Raw genomic sequence first — 15780 nt, 5'->3', positions numbered from 1 at the left:
CACTGACATCCGCTGCTACCAGCTGGTCTTCCAGTACAGCTCCCACATCGTCATCATGGTCGCCGGGTCGATGACCTTCTCGAGGCCGCCGACCTCCTCGTTGGCGGCCACGTACTGCTTGCCCTGCCACAGCGGCACCAGCCGTGCGTCGTTCACGAAGACCTGCTGGGCTTCCTTGATCTGCGGCGTCACGGCCCCGCGGTCGCTCTCCGCGCGCGACTCCGGGAGCAGCTTGCCGGTGATCTCGGGGGCGTTGTACGGGGTGCCGAGCGCGTTCTGCTTGCCCACGAAGGGCGCGATGAAGTTGTCGGCGTCGTGGAAGTCGGGGAACCAGCCGCGCCCGAACACCGGGTACTCGCCCTTCTGGTAGCCCTCTACGTAGGTCTTCCACGGACGGCTCTTGAGGGTGATCGTGAAGAGACCGGAGGCCTCCAGCTGCCGCTTGAGTTCCTGGAAGGCGGGCTTGGTCGTCGAGCCGTAGCGGTCGCTGGTGTACCAGAGGGTCAGCGGGACGCGCTCGGTGATCCCCGCTTCCTTGAGGAACTTCTTGGCCTTGGCCACGCTGGGGTCTCCGAAGTCGTCGAAGAAGCCCGTGGTGTGGCCGGTGAGTCCGGCCGGGACCATGGAGTACAGCGGCTCGACGGTGTCCTTGTAGACGTAGTGCACGAGCGCCGGGCGGTCGACGATCTGGGCGACGGCCTTGCGGACCGCGGGCTTCGCGGACCACGGGTCGCGGGGGTTGAACACCAGGTAACTGATCTCGGTGGTGGGGTTCTCGACGAGCTGGAGCCCCTCCTTCTGCTGGTTGACCTCGATGTCCACGGTGTCGGAGGCGCCGAGCCCCCGGTACACGACCGAGATCTCCTTGTCCTTGAGGGCCTTGACCATGTCGTCGGAGCGCTGGAAGTAGCGGATGGTGACGGCCTTGTTCTTGAGGTCCGCTATGCCCTTGTAGTTGTCGTTGCGGACGAGCTCGGCCTTCTCGCCCTCCTGGTAGGAGTCGAGGCTGTAGGGCCCCGAGCCGCTGATCTTCCCGTCCTTGCGGATCGCGTTCGCGGAGTACTCCTCGGGGTCCACGATCGACATGGCCGGGGTGGTGAGCACGAGCGGGAAGGTGGCGTCGGGCTGACTGAGGTGGAAGACGACCTCGCGGTCGCCCTTCACCTGCACCCGGGAGAGCGTGCCCAGCAGACCCGCGGGGCCGCCGTTGACGTTGATCTTCTTGATCCGGTCGATCGAGTACTTGACGGCCTTGGCGTCCAGGGTGTGCCCGTTGGAGAACTTCAGGCCCTCACGCAGCGTGCAGCTGTACACGGTGCTGGTCGCGTCCGTGAACTCACAGCGCTCGGCGGCGTCGGGTTCGGGGTCGGACACACCGGGCGAGTAGTTCAGGAGCGTCTGGTAGACGTTGCGGAACAGCTCCCAGGAGTTGTCCCAGGAGGCCGCGGGGTCCAGGGTGGCCGGGGCGCTGGTGGTCCCCACGACGATCGCCTTCCCGCTGTCGGAGGAGTCCGAGGAGAACACACCACATCCGGCCACCGTGGATATGGACACGAGCGCCGCGAGAGGCGGCAGATATCGGTTCCGCTTGAACACGCGCTTGCTCCTCGAAATGCCGTGCCGAGAGTCGGCAAAACATACCGCAGCACCACGCACACTCAACCGGTTCGGTCACAGGCGGCTTGACGTCGCACCGGTGATGACCCCGTAAGGCCGCTGTGAGGCTTTTGTGAGTCGACACGGGCGCCGCCGGTGTCAACGGGCGCCCGTGCCGAGGCGACGACGGTCAGCCCACGCCGGCGTTGAGGAAGATGCCGCCGTCGACGACGAGCGTCTGGCCGGTGACCCAGTCGGACTGCGCCGAGGTGAGGAAGGCCGCGGCACCGCCGATGTCGGAGGGCACGCCGAGCCGGGCCAGCGGGTAGGACGCGGCCGCCTCCTCCTCCCGGCCCTCGTACAGGGCCTGCGCGAACTTGGTCTTCACGACGGCCGGGGCGATCGCGTTGACCCGCACCTTGGGGGCGAACTCGTGCGCGAGCTGCTGGGTGAGGTTGATCATCGCGGCCTTGCTGACGCCGTACGCGGCGATGAAGGGCGAGGGCGCGAGGCCCGCGACGGAGGCGATGTTGACGATCGCGCCGCCGTTGTCCTTCTGCCAGGCGTGCCAGGTCTTCTGGGCGAAGCCGAGCGCGGAGATGACGTTGGTCTCGAAGACCTTGCGCGCCACGTTCAGGTCGAGGTCGGCGATGGGCCCGAACACCGGGTTGGTACCGGCGTTGTTGATGAGGTAGTCGACGCGCCCGAAGGCCTCCATGGCGCGCTCGACGGCGACGGCCTGGTGCTCCTCGTCGTGCGCCTTGCCGGCGACGTAGACGGCGCGCTCGGCGCCGAGCTGCTCGACGGCCTCCTTGAGGGCGTCCTCGGTGCGGCCGGTGATGACCACCCGGTCACCGCGCGCGACGAGCGCCTCGGCGACGCCGTAGCCGATACCGCGGCTGGCGCCCGTGATGAGCGCGACCTTGCCGGAAAGCTCGGGGAGTTGCGAAGTCATGGTCCTGTTTCCCTAGTTCAGCGGTCCGCCGGCGACGTACAGCACCTGGCCGGAGACGAATCCGGCCGCCTCGCCCGTGAAGAAGGCGATGGCGTTGGCGATGTCGTCGGGCTCGCCCACGCGCGCGACCGGGATCTGGGTGGCGGCCGCGGCCTTGAACTCCTCGAAGCCCATGCCGACGCGCTCGGCGGTCGCGGCGGTCATGTCGGTGGCGATGAAGCCGGGGGCGACGGCGTTGGCGGTGATGCCGAACTTGCCGAGCTCGATGGCGAGGGTCTTGGTGAAGCCCTGGAGCCCGGCCTTGGCGGCGGAGTAGTTGGCCTGGCCGCGGTTGCCGAGCGCAGAGGACGACGACAGGTTGACGATCCGGCCGAAGCCCGCGTCCACCATGTGCTTCTGGACGGCCTTGGTCACCAGGAAGGAGCCCCTGAGGTGCACGTTCAGGACGGTGTCCCAGTCGGAGACGCTCATCTTGAACAGCAGGTTGTCGCGGAGGACGCCCGCGTTGTTGACGAGGATCGTCGGCGCGCCGAGCTCCTCGGCCACGCGCGCGATGGCGGCCTGCACCTGCGCCTCGTCGGAGACGTCCGCGCCGACCGCGATCGCCCGGCCGCCGGCCGCGGTGATCTTCTCCACGGTGTCCTTGCAGGCGGCCTCGTCGAGATCGATCACGGCGACCGCGCGGCCCTCGGCCGCCAGTCGTACGGCGGTTGCCGCGCCGATGCCGCGCGCGGCGCCCGTGACCACGGCTACCCGCTGCTCAGTGGTGGACATTGCTGGTTCTCCTCGCCCTTGAGAAAACGACCTGGGGAAATCGACCTGGGAAATCGACCTGAGAAGGTACGGCCCATTCGGTGAGCGACCGCTTAGTACCTTCAGCCACCCGTGACGCTAGAAGCCATGGCACGCGGTGTCAACGTCACACGAGCGGGGTGTGATCCATTACCTGACCAGCAGATCGAGCAGACGCTCCGGCTCGGCGGCCGGATCGGTGGTGAGGCCGGTGTGCACGGGGCCCGGCTGGACGACGGTGGAGCGGGGCGCGATCAGCCAGCGGAAGCGCCGTCCGGCGTCGTCGCGCGCCGCCTGCCCGGCCGCCGCGCCCCCGGCGCAGACCCCTTCGACGGCCTGCAGCGCGGCCCGCACGCCGGCCACGTCCGCGTGCGGGTCGAGCGCCCGCAGCCGGGCCTCGTCGAGGTGGGTGCGCACACCGACGTAGGCCTTGGCACGGCAGTACACGAGCACCCCGGCGTTGATGCCCTCGCCGCGCTCGATCCGGGGGACGACCCGCAGCAGCGCGTACTCGAAGACCTCGCGGTCGTCGGTGCGGCCGCCCCTGATGATGTGGCGCTCGGTCACTGGATCCCCTCGATCCGCTCGTGGACGACGGCCGCGCGCGCGAGCAGTGGCCGTGCGTAGGTCCGCCGGAGCTCGTCCGGCGACTCGAAACCGGGCTCGTCCGCCAGCCAGGCGTCCGGGATCTCGGCGGTGACCTCGGCAAGCAGGTCCTCGGTGACCCGGGGTGCCAGTTCGGCGGCGGCAGCGGCGACATCCGGCGTGAAGGGTGTCAGGACGTGGTCCGAGGCGTCGTAGGGACGGGCGGCGGACTTCTCGGCGCCGGGCCAGTTGTGCTGCCAGATCATGGTCGCGCCGTGGTCGATGAGCCATACCTCGCGCCGCCACCACAGCAGGTTGGGGTTGCGCCAGGAGCGGTCGACGTTGTTGACCAGCGCGTCGAACCAGACGATCCGGCCGGCCTCCTCGGCGTCCACCGGGAAGGCGAGCGGGTCGAAGCCGAGCGCTCCGGAGAGGAAGTCCATGCCGAGGTTGGTGCCGCCGCTGGACTTGAGGAGCTCCTGCACCCGCTCGTCGGGCTCGCCGAGCCCCAGGTCCGGGTCGAGGTCCAGCGTCAGGAGCCGCGGCACCCGAAAGCCGAGCCGGCGGGCGAGTTCCCCGGCGACCACCTCGGCGACCAGCGTCTTGCGGCCCTGTCCGGCGCCGGTGAACTTGATGACGTAGGTCCCGTGGTCGTCGGCCTCGACGAGCCCCGGCAGCGAGCCGCCCTCACGCAGGGGCGTGATGTAGCGGGTCGCGATGGCTTCCTTGAGCATCGCCCCAGGTTACTGGCCGACAGCGAAGCGATAGCTCCGCTTTACCCGGCGCTGGTCTCGAACGCGTTTAGATCTCGACATCGTCTGAACACCCCGCGTCGGACGACCGTACCCATGGACAGCTGCACCACGTCCGCGTTGGAAGGAATGTCAGCATGACCAGCGAACTGCCCCACCCCGTTCCGGCTCCTGCTCGCCGTACCGTCGTGGCGGCGGTGGGCGCGGCGGGACTCGCCGTCGCGCTGACCGCGTGCGGATCGGGCGACGATTCCTCCGACTCCTCCTCGAGCCCCCAGGCGGGTGCGAACGCGAGCGGTGGAGGTTCGAGCGCGAGCTCCGGCAGCGGCTCCGGCGGCACCGTCCTGGCGAAGACCTCCGACATCCCCGAGGGCGGCGGAAAGATCTTCAAGGACCAGGGCGTCGTGGTGACCCAGCCGACGGCCGGCACCTACAAGGCCTTCTCGTCCAAGTGCACGCACCAGGGCTGCGCGGTGGGCAGTGTGGCCAACGGCGTCATCCACTGTCCCTGCCACAACAGCGAGTTCTCGGTCGCGGACGGCAGCGTCAAGAAGGGACCCGCGACCACGGCGCTGCCGGCCGAGCAGATCACGGTGAGCGGGGACTCGATCACGCTTGCGTGACCCGTGTGCGCCGGGTGGTCCCGAAGGCGGCCAACACCTCGTCCGTGGTCGCGAGGGTGGCGACGAGGGCGAGCGTGTGACGGATCATCGCCGGGGTGTAGTCGGAGGGCACCCCGGCAATCGCGTCCGTCACCACCACGGCCCGATAGCCGCGGTTCACCGCGTCGAAGACGGCGTTGGGGACCGCCACGTTGGCGGAGACCCCGGTCACCACCAGGGTGCGGCAGCCGAGGTTGCGCAGCAGCGCGTCGACCTCGGTGCCCTGGATCGGCGAGAGTCCGTGCAGGCGTCGTACGACGAAGTCCTGCTCGCTCACCTCGATCGGGGCCGCCACCCGCACCGCGGTGGTCCCGGACAGCTGCTGGACGGGCAGGCGCTCGGCGGCGTGGAAGAGGCGGGCGTTGCGGTTGGCGCCGCGCCCGTCCGGACGGCGTTCGGCGATCGCGTGGATCACCTGGACCCCGCTTTCGTGCGCGGCGGCGACCAGTCGGGCGACGTTGGCGAGTGCGCCCGAGGTCCGTGCCGCACGGGCGAGTTCGGGCAGGGCGCTGTCCGGTCCGACGACGCCCTGCTGGCACTCGACGGTGAGCAGGACGGTGGCCGCGGGATCGAGCAGTTCGCTGAGTCGTTCGTACGACGGCACGGTGGCTCCTCGTCGCCGGTGGTCCGGAGCCGGTGACAGTAGTCACCATTGCGTGGGGACGGAAGACGACCCATCCTTTTCTGACGTGATGTCAGAGGATCTCTCCTCTGACACGACGTGAGAGAAAGAGGGGGGACGCATGACCGTCACTCAGCGTCGGGGCCGGAAGATCATGATGACGCCGGGCGAGCTGGACGAGTTCCTCACCAGCCAGCGCACCTGCCGGGTCGCCACGGTCTCCGCCGATGGCGCTCCGCATGTGAGCACGCTCTGGTTCGCCTGGGACGGCACCTCGATGTGGCTGTACTCCGTGGTGAAAAGCAAGCGCTGGACCGACCTGCGTCGCGATCCCCGGGTCGCGATCGTGGTCGACACCGGCGAGGAGTACGACGAGCTGCAGGGCGTCGAGCTGTCCGGGACCGTGGACTTCGTGGGCGAGGCCCCGCGCACCGGCGAGCTCCGCGCCGAACTCGACGTTCCCGAGACGCTGTTCGCCCGCAAGAACTTCCGCCTGGAGGAGATGCCGCACGACGGACGGCACGCGTGGATACGACTGACCCCGGAGAAGATCGTCTCCTGGGACTTCCGCAAGCTGGGGCCGGCCTGACTCAGACGGCCCTGTCCGCCGCCGACTTCAGCGCCTCGACCGCCGCCCGGATCGACGGGCGGCGGTCGGCGTCCGCGCGCCACACGGCGTAGATGTGCCGGCTGACCGACTGCCGTACGGGCACGGTCCGCACGCCCTCCGGGACCGGCCCGCGCCCGAGCCGGGGCGCCACGCACACGCCGAGTCCTGCGCCGACCAGGGCGAGCTGTGTCGGGTGCTCCTCCGCGCGGTGCGCTACTCGCGGTTCGATGCCCTTGGAACGCAGGGTGTGCATCAGCCACTCGTCGCAGAACTCGCCCTCGCCCCAGGTGACCCAGTCGTCCTCGGCGAAGTCCTCCAGGTCGACCTCGGCCCGATGCGCGTGGCGGTGGGTCACGGGCATCGCCACGTCGGCCGTGTCGTCGACGATCGAGGCCTTCACCAGCCCGTCCGGCATGGGCAGCGGCTTGTTGTACCAGTCCAGGACGACCGCGAGGTCGAAGTCACCGCGGATCACGGCGAGGACTGCGGCTTCCGGATCCATCTCGCGCGAGCTGATCCGCAGACCCCGATGCGCCGAGCGCAGTGCGCGGATCGCGGCCGGGAACAGTCCGCGCACCGCGGTCGGGAACGCGGCGAGCCGCAGCTCCCCCACCACCTGGCCGCGCTGGGCCTCCAGGTCGGACTGGGCGAGTTCGACCTGGGACAGGATGCGGGCCGCGTGGTCGGCGAGGAGCCGGCCGGCGTCGGTGAGCCGCACCCCCCGGCCGTTCTTGGCGAGGAGCTGCTGGCCGACCTCGCGCTCCAGCTTGGACATCTGCTGCGAGACGGCCGAGGTCGTGATGTGCAGGCCCTCGGCGGCGCCGCTGACCGAGCCGTGCCGGGCGAGGGCGTCGAGGGTGCGCAGGCGCTCCAGGTTCAACATGTAAGCAATGCTACGAGATATCTCGCGGGAAAACTCGCTTGTGCTACGAGATCGGGTGCTGGATCGTGGTCGGCATGACCACCGCGACCGTCACCGAAGCCCCGGTTCGGGCCTCCCGCCGACCCGCCCTGGACTGGCGTCTGCGCTTCGGCGTGCTCTCACTGATCTGGGGTTTCAGTTTTCTGCTCATCAAGGTGGGCACCGAGGCGTACGCGCCCTTCCAGGTGACACTCGGGCGACTGGTGTTCGGGACGCTGGTGCTCGCGGTGGCGATGGTGGTGAAGCGGGAGCGGCTCCCTCGCGGCGTGCGGACGTGGGGGCATCTGGCGGTCGCGGGGTTCCTGCTGAACGCGCTGCCGTTCTCGCTCTTCGCCTACGCGGAGCTGACGATCCCGTCCACGCTGGCGGGGATCTGCAACGCGACCTCGCCGTTGTGGGGGATGGTCCTGTCGCTCGTCGCACTGTCCGAGGACCGACCCACGCGCGTGCGTGTCGCCGGGCTCGGCCTCGGGTTTCTGGGGGTGCTGACGGTTCTCGGCGCCTGGCAGGGGTTCAGCGGGCTGGACGCCAGGGGGACGACCATGGCGCTGCTGGCCTCGCTGAGCTATCCGGTCGGGTGGATCTACGTGCGGCGGACGCTGGCCGGGGTGGGGTACTCCCACATATCCCTGACGGGGGCGCAGTTGCTGCTGGCCACGCTTCAACTGGCGGTCGTCACGCCGTTGTTCGCCGGCGTGCCGACGCGGGTCGCGGTGCTGCCTCTGCTTGCCGTCGCGGCTCTGGGTGCGCTCGGTACCGGGCTGGCCGTGCTCCTGCAGTACGGGCTGGTGGCGGAGGTGGGGCCGACGACCGCGCAGATGGTCACGTACTTCATTCCGGTCATCGCCACGGGGGCGGGGATCGCGGTGCTCGGGGAGTCGGTGGGCTGGCCGACGCCGGTGGGGGCGGTGGTCGTTCTCGCGGGGGCCGCGCTGACTCAGGTGCGGCGGGGCGTCTAGCGGGGTGGGGTGTGCGGATCGGTGGGGTGTGCGGATCGGTGGCGGCCGCGGGTTCGTTGTGGCTGGTCGCGCAGTTCCCCGCGCCCCTGGGCAGGTTGACCTTCCGCCTCTATACATGGTTTCGCGTCGATGCCGGGCCCAGAGCCTTCGCGATCGCGTCCGCCAGCGGGGAGACTTCGTCGCCCCCCAGCGTTGCCACGGTCACCCGGACCCCCTGCGGCGCGCCCATCCTGAAGCGCGCACCCGGGGCCACTGCCCAACCGGCGTGCAGGAGGCGGGACACCGCGCCCGTCTCGTCCCGGACCGGGATCCATACGTTGAGGCCGCTGCGGCCGTGCGCCTCGACTCCGCGTTCGGCGAGCGCGTCGATCAGCCGGTCGCGGCGCTCACGGTAGGCGGCAGCCACCTCCGCCGTGTCCAGTACGCCGTCCGCCCACAGGTGCGCCACCGCCCGCTGGGTGATGCGGCTGACCCAGCCGGGGCCCAGGCGGTGGCGGCCGTGGACCCGGTCGACGGTGACCTCGTCGCCGGTGAGGACGGCCAGGCGCAGATCGGGGCCGTAGGCCTTGGCCACCGAGCGCACGAAGGCCCAGTGGCGGGTGACTCCGGCCAGAGGGTGCACGGGGAGGTCGACGATGCCGTGGCCGTGGTCGTCCTCGATGAGGAGGGTGTCCGGGTGATCCTTCAGGACCGCGCGGAGGGCACGCGCGCGCGTGGCGGTCACCGAGGCGCCGGTCGGATTCTGGGCCCGGTCGGTGACGACCAGGGCTCGGGCGCCCGACTCCAGGGCCCGGCGTACGCCTTCGGCCCGCGGCCCCTCGTCGTCCACGCCCACCGGGGCGATGCGCAGGCCGAGCGCCGGGACCAGGTCGAGGAGGCTGCCCCAGCCGGGGTCCTCCACGGCGACCGTGTCGCCCGGCTTGAGGTGGGCGGCCAGGACGCGCTCGATCACGTCGAGGGATCCGGAGGCGACGGCGAGAGGGCCGTCCGGAACGCCGTCCGCATCGAGCGCCTTGCGCGCCAGGCGCGCCAGCTCGGGATCCACGGTGGCCTCTCCGTACAGGACCGGCTCCCGGTCGCCCTGTTCGGCGGCCGCCGCGAAGGCCGGCGCCAGCGGCGGCAGCAGCGCCGGGTCCGGGTTGCCGTTCGCGACGTCCCGCACGCCCTCCGGTACCTCCACCCGGATGTAGTTGCGGCCCGTGGTCGCCGGCTTCGACCGGACCCGGCTGCCCCTGCGCCCGGCGGTCTCGATGACCCCGCGCTCACGCAGGGTGCGGTACGCGGCCGCGACCGTATTGGGATTCACGCCCAGCTCGGCCGCCAACTCCCGCATGGGAGGCAGCAGTTGGCCGGGCTCCAGCCCCCCGGCACCCACCGCGCGCTCGACGCTCGCCGCAATCTCTGCTGCGCGTCGCCCTTCGATCCGATATTCTCCTAGCACAAAGCATATTATGCACTAGTGCAATGGAGAACGCAATGCAGGGGACCGCAGCGACCACGCCGGAGCCGACCGCCTACGCGCCGACCGACCGCACCGTCCCGACCCGCTCCCCCGACCGGGCCTCGTACGACAGGGAACTGGTGCACTCGATACTCGACGAGGGGTACGTCTGCCATCTCGGCTTCGTCCGGGACGGCGCCCCTGTGGTGCTGCCCACGCTGTACGGCCGGGTGGGCGAGCGGCTCTACGTCCACGGCTCGACGGGGTCGCGCCCGCTGCGGATGACCGGCCAGGCGGACCCCGGGCTGCCGGTGTGCCTGACGGTCACCCACGTCGACGCGCTGATCCTGGCCCGCTCGGCCTTCCACCACTCGATGAACTACCGGTCCGTGGTGGTGCACGGCCTCGCGTACGACGTGACGGACCCCGAGGAGAAGCGCCTCGCCCTCGACGCGCTGGTCGACCACGTGGTCCCAGGCCGGGCCCACGACTCCCGCCCGGCCAACAAGAAGGAACTGGCCGCCACCGCCGTCATCCGCCTCGACCTCGACGAGGTCTCCGCCAAGCTCCGCACCGGCGGTGTCAACGACGAGCCCGAGGACCTCGCCCTCCCCCACTGGGCCGGCGTGGTCCCACTGCGCAAGGGCTACGGCACCCCGGTCGCCGACGGCGACCTGGACCCCGGCACCGAGGTCCCGGACTACCTGGCGGTCCTGTGATGCTGGTCCACCCCTGGGACGCGGCCCGTGAGGACGCCGAGTGGCAACAGTGGCTCGCCGTGCACGACTTCGGGCAGCTCGCCGTGAACGGCCCTGCGGGCGAGCCGCCGTTCGTCCAGCCGCTGCACTTCGTCCACGACCCCTCGCGGGGCGAGGTCCTCACCCACCTCGCGCGGCCCAACCCGCTGTGGAGTGCGCTGGAGGCGAGTCCGGACTGTCTGCTGAGCGTCGTCGACGACTACGCGTACGTCCCCGGCCCGTGGCAGGCAGACCCGGACGGCCCGGCCGAGCACGGCACACCCACGAGTTTCTACGCGGCGGTCCAACTGCGCTGCCGGGCCCACGTGGTGGACGACCCGGCCGAGAAGGCCGTGCTCCTCAACCACCAGGTCGGCCACTTCCAGCCGGAGGGCGGCTCCGCACGGGTGGCGGTGGGCGAGGTGCCGTACGGGCGGATGCTGTCGGGGATTCGCGGACTGCGGCTCGAAGTGACCGGGGTGCGGGCGAAGTTCAAGTACGCGGGCAAGAGAACCGCCGAGGTGCGGGACCGGATCGCGGACGAGTTGGCGGGCCGCGGCGGTCCCGGGGACGCGGCGGCCCGTGAGCATCTGCTGCGGCGGCAGCGCGTCTGACGAGAGAGGCACTTCTTCCTGGACGGGAGGGGCCCTTCTTCGCGTGAAGGGCCCCTCGGCTCGTCAGGCGGGTACGCGCGTCTCCGTCACCGTCAGCCCCGCGACCGCGCCCAGCATCAGCAGGGTGCCGAGGACGACGGCCGGGGTCAGCCTCTCGCCGAACACCACGACGGCCAGCACCGTCGCGCTCACCGGTTCGAGCAGCATGATCACGGAGACGGTGGTGGAGCGGACGACCGCGGCGGCCGCGAAGTAGAGGCCGTAGGCGAGAGCCGTCGGGACAGTCGCCAGGTAGGCCAGCAGGCACAGCAGCAGGGCGGGCCTGGCCGTGTGCGGAAGCAGTCCTTCGGCCAGCGCCAGGGGCAGCAGGCAGAGGCTGGTGACCGCGAACACCGCCACGGACGTCCCCGAGGACTCCGCCCGGGCGGCGCGGGTGATCAGGGTCATCACACAGCAGCCGGCCGCCGAGAGCAGCCCGAGCAGCACACCCAGCGGGTGTACCGACGCGTCCGCACCGCCCAGCGTCAGCACGCCGAGTCCGGCGAGTGCTCCGCCGACGGCGACGGCTCCGCCCCGCCCGAGCCGCTCCCCGAGGGCCAGGCGTGCCCCGAGCGCGATGAGCACGGGACCGGCGCCGAGGGTGACGACGGTGGCCACGGCGAGCCCGGTGGACCGTACGGCGGCGAAGTAGGCGGTCTGGAACACCGCGAGCCCGACGCCCGACGCGCCGACGCGCAGGGCCCTGCGTCCCAGGGGTTCCGAGACGGCCGTACGCGCGCGTGGCCGTACGAGACGGACGGCGAGCAGCACCGCCAGGCCGGCCGCGCAGCGCCAGAAGGACAGGGCCACCGGGCCCAGGTCACTGGTCCGGTAGACCAGGGCGGCGACCGCTCCCGCGGTGCCCCAGGCGGCACCGGCGACGATCAGGTAGACGAGGCCTCGCCCGACGGGCAGGCCTGAGGAAGCATGCGACACGTGTTCTCTCCGCAGTCGCGCCGAGGCGCGGAAGTTCGGAAGAGGACGCCCGCTCGGCGGCGGGGTCCGCGGACTTCGTCTGCGGGCAGCACCGTTCAGCCCGGCGGCAAGGCCGGGTGTGGTCTCCGGAGGGCCCGCCTCAGGCGGCCGGCGGAGAGACGATGAGAGTGCGTGTATGCATGATCCGGGAGCCTAGGCGGCGTTCTCCCGGTCGGACAACCGACTTTCGGCGCCGCCGCCCGCGACCGGCTCCGCGGAACCCTTGGCCGGGGTCGAGGACTGCGCGATGAAGGCACCCAGCAGGACGACCGCGCCGCCCACGATCTGCGGGGCCGAGAGGTGCTCCCCGAGCAGCACCCAGGCGAGGACGGTCGCGACGACCGCTTCGAGACAGGCCACGACCCCGGCTATCGCCGGTGAGAGCCTGCGGACGGAGACCACTCCCGTGACGTAGGCGAGGACGGTGGCGATCAGCACGATCCAGCCGAGCAGCAGTCCGGCCGCGACCGGGCTGCCGTTCATGTCGGCGCGCTGCGCGAGGACGGAGAAGTCCATGGTCCACGGGTGGGTTACGGCCGTCAGGACGACGGTGCCGACGAGGAGGCCGTACGCGATCACACCGAGCGGGTCGGGGGCCTGGTCCCCGGAGTCGCTGCCCTGGTCGGACAGGACGAAGTAGCCGACCTGGCAGCAGGCGGCGCCGAGCGCGAGGAGCAGTCCGAGGGCGTCGAAGCTCAGGCCCGACCAGACCTCGACGACACAGGCGAGCCCGCCGACCGCGAGGACCACGCCGAGCGCGGCGGCGCGGGTCACCGGCCGTCGCTGCACGAACCGCACCCAGCCGAGCACCAGGGCCGGGGCGAGGTACTCGACGAGCAGGGCGACACCGACCGGGATCCGGGAGATCGAGGCGAAGTAGAAGGCCTGTACGCCCGCCACGCCGAGCAGTCCGAAGCCGGCGAGCAGAGCGGGACGGCTGCGCAGCAGCGCCCGGTGACGGACGGCGAGCGGCAGCATCACCAGGGCGGCGCCCGCCACCCGCAGCCACACCACGTGCAGCGGATCGAGGCCCGCCTCGATCAACGGCTTGGCCGCGACCCCGGATCCACCGAAGGCGAGTGCGGACACCAGCGCGAGACCGAGCCCGACTCCCCTGCCGTCACCGGCCCTGCTGCTCTCAGACGTATGCACCGGCCCATGATGGCAGGGCACGACATGAGCGTCACCCCCGTTGACTCCTGTCTCAGCGGCTGGACCGCGGCGGCCCGCCCCACAGCCCTCCGGGCAGGCGGCCGCCGATCCGCGCGAACACGGCCCGCGCGTCGATTCCCGCACGGGTCAGCACCTCGACGGCCCGGGACTCGGGGTCCGCCAGGATCGCCGCGAGCAGGTCGGTCCCGCGGGCGGGCCCGTCGGCGCGGTCCTCAGCCCGGGCGCAGGCGTGGTCCATGGCGCCCGCGGCGAGCGGCGAGAAGCCCTCGGCCACCGCCATCACGGGGACCGCGCCGGAGTCCTCGACGGTGCCCTGCCAGCGCAGTCCGTAACCGATGCTGCGCTGCACGAGATAGCCGAGGAGCCGCGGCAGCTGGGGTTCCGCTTCGAGGACGGCGTATGCCTCGGCGTCGGCGTCCAGCAGCGAGTGCAGCAGATGGGCCGTGTCGATCTGCCGGTCCCCGTCCCTCAGCGCGCGCCTGCGGGCGCCGGACACCACCGCTGCCAGTTCCGCGCTGAGCCTGACATCGCCGTCCGGACGGACCGGCGGCGGGCCGCTCTGCTCTCGGGCCGACTGCCGGGGGATACGGGGGTGCACATCCCCCACCTCATCAGTCCCACCGCATCCTGGCATCCCCGAGGGGAAGCATCTTCGCGTCCCACGGAGAGCGGACGGCGGGGCCCGGATCTCCTCCTTGCGGATGAGATCAAGCCCTTCCGTCCCGGTGGGCGCGCGCCGCCTCGTCGCGCACCCCTGGCGCAACCGCCACACCGACGTCATTCGTCCCACCCAGGCGTGGAGAGCAGGAGCTGGCTGGTGGCGCTGCCGGCCGTGGACGGAAAGCAGTACGTGTACCGGCTGTACGCCCCCGAGGACGCACTGCTCGCCGACCTGTTCTGGGAGGCGTGGCACTGCCACGACGAGAGCGCGTTCCCGCGCGCGTGGGACCTGTTCGACGCGGCGGTGATACGGCGGGTGGGCTGAACGCCCTCCGAAGCACCCGTCGGCGCTTTCTGACGGTTCATCAGTATTGAATATTGGGCCCCCTGCGGCTACTTTCCGCGGCACCACAGCCCGACACGAAGAGGTGGCCGCATGGCGGAAATCAGCGCGGAGGCACGCATCCCGGCACCCGCGGAGAAGGTCTGGGCCCAGCTCACCGACTGGTCCGCGTACGGGGAGTGGAACGCGACCCACACCAGCTTCCCCAAGGGCGGCCCGACGGTCCTCGAACCGGGTGGGACCTTCCAGGAGAACATGAAGCTGATGGGCTTCCCCGCCGAGGTCGAGTGGACCATCGACCAGGTGGAGCCGGCCCGGCTGTTCGCCATCCGGGGCAAGGGGCCGATGGCGGTGAGCGTGGCCACGCGCTACACCCTGACGCCCGACGGCGACGCCACCACGGTCCGCATCGACGGCGAGTTCACGGGCGCCGCCGTCTCCCTGATGGCGGGCAAGCTGAAGGACTCGGGGACCGCCGCACTGAACGAGTCGCTGCGGAAGCTGGCGGGACTGGTGGAGTGAGCGCCACGGCAGCACACGTGAGCGCCACGGCAGCACACGCGTGAGCACCGCGCCGACGCAATAGTGAGCACCGCGCCGAGCACGAGTGAGCGTCGCGCAGGCGCCCGGTGAGCACGCGAAGGCGCCCCGCGGATCGCTCCACGGGGCGCCTTCTGATCGCCGTACGGCTGCCGGTCCCCGTCCCGGGGCTCGTCTCAGCCCTCGTCGGCGAGGATGAGGTACAGCTTCTTGCGGGCCTCGTTGATGACGGCCACCGCCTTCTCGCGCTGTTCCTTGCTGCCGGTCTTCCAGACCTGCCCGAAGGCTTCCATCAGGCCGAAGCCGGCCTGCCGGATCTCGCCGAGTGCCTCGAAGTCGATGCCGCGGGAGGCTTCCTCCCAGGGCGCCTCGGGGCCCTCCTCGGCCGCGGTACGGCCGGCCTCGGTGAGCGAGAACAGCTTCTTGCCGCCCTCGCTCGCACTGGCGATCAGGCCCTCGTCCTCCAACAGCTGGAGGGTGGGGTACACCGAGCCGGGGCTGGGCTTCCACGCCCCGCCACTGCGCTCGGCGATCTCCTGGATCATCTCGTAACCGTGCATCGGCCGGTCCTTGAGCAGGGCCAGGATCGAGGCGCGCACGTCTCCGCGCCGTGCCCTCCCCCTGGGTCCGCCCCGACCCCTCCCCCAGGGCCCGGGGCCGAAGCCGGGGCCACCGGGACCGCCCGGACCGAAGGGCCCGAAGGCACCCCGCAGGTTCTCGGGACCACCACGGCCCCGACGACCGGCTCCACCATGTCCACGCTCGAATCCGTGGGAACGCATCGCAATCACTCCGTTCATCGT

General features: G+C 71.1%; 19 protein-coding genes. 7 read left to right on the top strand and 12 right to left on the bottom strand.

The window, feature by feature from the left end:
- Positions 1 to 15 precede the first annotated feature (15 nt).
- The 5 genes from ACFVYN_RS29870 to ACFVYN_RS29850 all read right to left on the bottom strand — a co-directional run bounded on the left by ACFVYN_RS29870 (position 16) and on the right by ACFVYN_RS29850 (position 4662).
- On the bottom strand, positions 16 to 1596 hold the full coding sequence (locus ACFVYN_RS29870) for an ABC transporter substrate-binding protein (protein ID WP_390003930.1): 1581 nt from the start codon (positions 1594 to 1596) through the stop codon (positions 16 to 18).
- 190 nt (positions 1597 to 1786) lie between these two features.
- On the bottom strand, positions 1787 to 2551 hold the full coding sequence (locus tag ACFVYN_RS29865; RefSeq protein WP_390003927.1) for an SDR family oxidoreductase: 765 nt from the start codon (positions 2549 to 2551) through the stop codon (positions 1787 to 1789).
- 12 nt (positions 2552 to 2563) lie between these two features.
- Positions 2564 to 3325 (bottom strand): 3-oxoacyl-ACP reductase FabG, encoded by a 762-nt coding sequence (gene fabG, locus ACFVYN_RS29860; protein ID WP_352392070.1) that lies wholly within the window; start codon positions 3323 to 3325, stop codon positions 2564 to 2566.
- 168 nt (positions 3326 to 3493) lie between these two features.
- Positions 3494 to 3910 carry a DUF3037 domain-containing protein gene (locus tag ACFVYN_RS29855; RefSeq protein ID WP_390003924.1) on the bottom strand — a complete coding sequence of 139 codons (417 nt, stop codon included), beginning with the start codon at positions 3908 to 3910 and terminating at the stop codon, positions 3494 to 3496.
- Entirely contained in the window at positions 3907 to 4662 is a 756-nt protein-coding gene (locus ACFVYN_RS29850) for a HipA family kinase (RefSeq protein WP_390003922.1), read from the bottom strand. Before ACFVYN_RS29850 ends, ACFVYN_RS29855 begins: the two co-directional genes overlap by 4 nt.
- A 155-nt stretch (positions 4663 to 4817) precedes the next feature.
- Between ACFVYN_RS29850 and ACFVYN_RS29845 the strand changes: the two genes are divergently transcribed.
- On the top strand, positions 4818 to 5303 hold the full coding sequence (locus ACFVYN_RS29845; RefSeq protein ID WP_390003919.1) for a Rieske (2Fe-2S) protein: 486 nt from the start codon (positions 4818 to 4820) through the stop codon (positions 5301 to 5303).
- On the opposite strand, the gene ACFVYN_RS29840 is transcribed toward ACFVYN_RS29845, so the two are convergent.
- The gene (locus ACFVYN_RS29840) at positions 5290 to 5946 is read right to left on the bottom strand and encodes a cysteine hydrolase (RefSeq protein ID WP_390003916.1); all 657 of its coding nucleotides are present in this window, start codon (positions 5944 to 5946) and stop codon (positions 5290 to 5292) included. The two genes, ACFVYN_RS29845 and ACFVYN_RS29840, sit on opposite strands and share 14 nt — an antisense overlap.
- A gap of 139 nt (positions 5947 to 6085) precedes the next feature.
- On the opposite strand from ACFVYN_RS29840, the gene ACFVYN_RS29835 reads away from it, so the two are divergent.
- Positions 6086 to 6553, top strand: a complete 468-nt coding sequence (locus ACFVYN_RS29835) for a pyridoxamine 5'-phosphate oxidase family protein (RefSeq protein WP_390003913.1) — start codon at positions 6086 to 6088, stop codon at positions 6551 to 6553.
- A gap of 1 nt (position 6554) precedes the next feature.
- Here the strand turns inward: ACFVYN_RS29835 and ACFVYN_RS29830 are convergent, their stop codons facing one another.
- On the bottom strand, positions 6555 to 7457 hold the full coding sequence (locus ACFVYN_RS29830) for a LysR family transcriptional regulator (RefSeq protein ID WP_390003910.1): 903 nt from the start codon (positions 7455 to 7457) through the stop codon (positions 6555 to 6557).
- 74 nt (positions 7458 to 7531) lie between these two features.
- Here ACFVYN_RS29830 and ACFVYN_RS29825 point away from each other — a divergent pair, with 74 nt between their 5' ends.
- On the top strand, positions 7532 to 8455 hold the full coding sequence (locus ACFVYN_RS29825; RefSeq protein ID WP_390003908.1) for a DMT family transporter: 924 nt from the start codon (positions 7532 to 7534) through the stop codon (positions 8453 to 8455).
- A 109-nt stretch (positions 8456 to 8564) separates the two neighbouring features.
- Here the strand turns inward: ACFVYN_RS29825 and ACFVYN_RS29820 are convergent, their stop codons facing one another.
- Entirely contained in the window at positions 8565 to 9896 is a 1332-nt protein-coding gene (locus ACFVYN_RS29820) for an aminotransferase class I/II-fold pyridoxal phosphate-dependent enzyme (protein ID WP_390003906.1), read from the bottom strand.
- A gap of 35 nt (positions 9897 to 9931) precedes the next feature.
- Here ACFVYN_RS29820 and ACFVYN_RS29815 point away from each other — a divergent pair, with 35 nt between their 5' ends.
- Both ACFVYN_RS29815 and ACFVYN_RS29810 read left to right on the top strand, forming a co-directional pair.
- A complete protein-coding gene (locus tag ACFVYN_RS29815) occupies positions 9932 to 10615 on the top strand; it encodes a pyridoxamine 5'-phosphate oxidase family protein (protein ID WP_390003903.1) in 684 nt (227 codons plus the stop codon).
- Positions 10615 to 11247, top strand: coding sequence for an FMN-binding negative transcriptional regulator (locus tag ACFVYN_RS29810; RefSeq protein ID WP_390003901.1), 633 nt, complete (start codon positions 10615 to 10617; stop codon positions 11245 to 11247). Before ACFVYN_RS29815 ends, ACFVYN_RS29810 begins: the two co-directional genes overlap by 1 nt.
- Positions 11248 to 11310: 63 nt before the next feature.
- Here the strand turns inward: ACFVYN_RS29810 and ACFVYN_RS29805 are convergent, their stop codons facing one another.
- The 3 genes from ACFVYN_RS29805 to ACFVYN_RS29795 all read right to left on the bottom strand — a co-directional run bounded on the left by ACFVYN_RS29805 (position 11311) and on the right by ACFVYN_RS29795 (position 14032).
- Entirely contained in the window at positions 11311 to 12222 is a 912-nt protein-coding gene (locus tag ACFVYN_RS29805; protein WP_390003898.1) for a DMT family transporter, read from the bottom strand.
- 192 nt (positions 12223 to 12414) lie between these two features.
- On the bottom strand, positions 12415 to 13413 hold the full coding sequence (locus tag ACFVYN_RS29800; RefSeq protein ID WP_390003896.1) for a DMT family transporter: 999 nt from the start codon (positions 13411 to 13413) through the stop codon (positions 12415 to 12417).
- Positions 13414 to 13465: 52 nt separating this feature from the next.
- Complete coding sequence (locus ACFVYN_RS29795; RefSeq protein WP_390003894.1) at positions 13466 to 14032, bottom strand: Clp protease N-terminal domain-containing protein; 567 nt, start codon at positions 14030 to 14032, stop codon at positions 13466 to 13468.
- A gap of 198 nt (positions 14033 to 14230) precedes the next feature.
- On the opposite strand from ACFVYN_RS29795, the gene ACFVYN_RS29790 reads away from it, so the two are divergent.
- Together ACFVYN_RS29790 and ACFVYN_RS29785 are read left to right on the top strand one after the other, a co-directional pair.
- On the top strand, positions 14231 to 14419 hold the full coding sequence (locus ACFVYN_RS29790) for a hypothetical protein (protein ID WP_390003980.1): 189 nt from the start codon (positions 14231 to 14233) through the stop codon (positions 14417 to 14419).
- A 111-nt stretch (positions 14420 to 14530) separates the two neighbouring features.
- A complete protein-coding gene (locus ACFVYN_RS29785; protein ID WP_057610521.1) occupies positions 14531 to 14959 on the top strand; it encodes an SRPBCC family protein in 429 nt (142 codons plus the stop codon).
- A gap of 194 nt (positions 14960 to 15153) precedes the next feature.
- Here the strand turns inward: ACFVYN_RS29785 and ACFVYN_RS29780 are convergent, their stop codons facing one another.
- The gene (locus ACFVYN_RS29780) at positions 15154 to 15759 is read right to left on the bottom strand and encodes a PadR family transcriptional regulator (protein ID WP_390003890.1); all 606 of its coding nucleotides are present in this window, start codon (positions 15757 to 15759) and stop codon (positions 15154 to 15156) included.
- Between the last annotated feature and the right edge of the window lie 21 nt (positions 15760 to 15780).

It is taken from the genome of Streptomyces sp. NPDC058307 (assembly GCF_042880295.1).
Taxonomy (GTDB): Bacteria; Actinomycetota; Actinomycetes; order Streptomycetales; family Streptomycetaceae; genus Streptomyces.
The sequence above is the reverse complement of the archived record's forward strand: the minus strand, read 5'-3'. Positions and strand labels throughout refer to the sequence as shown.

Coding starts and splice junctions, on each gene's coding strand:
- ACFVYN_RS29865 (WP_390003927.1), bottom strand. CDS start 2,551: ATGACTTCGCAACTCCCCGAGCTTTCCGGCAAGGTCGCGCTCATCACG.
- ACFVYN_RS29815 (WP_390003903.1), top strand. CDS start 9,932: ATGCAGGGGACCGCAGCGACCACGCCGGAGCCGACCGCCTACGCGCCG.
- ACFVYN_RS29810 (WP_390003901.1), top strand. CDS start 10,615: ATGCTGGTCCACCCCTGGGACGCGGCCCGTGAGGACGCCGAGTGGCAA.
- ACFVYN_RS29825 (WP_390003908.1), top strand. CDS start 7,532: ATGACCACCGCGACCGTCACCGAAGCCCCGGTTCGGGCCTCCCGCCGA.
- ACFVYN_RS29845 (WP_390003919.1), top strand. CDS start 4,818: ATGACCAGCGAACTGCCCCACCCCGTTCCGGCTCCTGCTCGCCGTACC.
- fabG (WP_352392070.1), bottom strand. CDS start 3,325: ATGTCCACCACTGAGCAGCGGGTAGCCGTGGTCACGGGCGCCGCGCGC.
- ACFVYN_RS29835 (WP_390003913.1), top strand. CDS start 6,086: ATGACCGTCACTCAGCGTCGGGGCCGGAAGATCATGATGACGCCGGGC.
- ACFVYN_RS29830 (WP_390003910.1), bottom strand. CDS start 7,457: ATGTTGAACCTGGAGCGCCTGCGCACCCTCGACGCCCTCGCCCGGCAC.
- ACFVYN_RS29785 (WP_057610521.1), top strand. CDS start 14,531: ATGGCGGAAATCAGCGCGGAGGCACGCATCCCGGCACCCGCGGAGAAG.
- ACFVYN_RS29780 (WP_390003890.1), bottom strand. CDS start 15,759: ATGCGTTCCCACGGATTCGAGCGTGGACATGGTGGAGCCGGTCGTCGG.
- ACFVYN_RS29850 (WP_390003922.1), bottom strand. CDS start 4,662: ATGCTCAAGGAAGCCATCGCGACCCGCTACATCACGCCCCTGCGTGAG.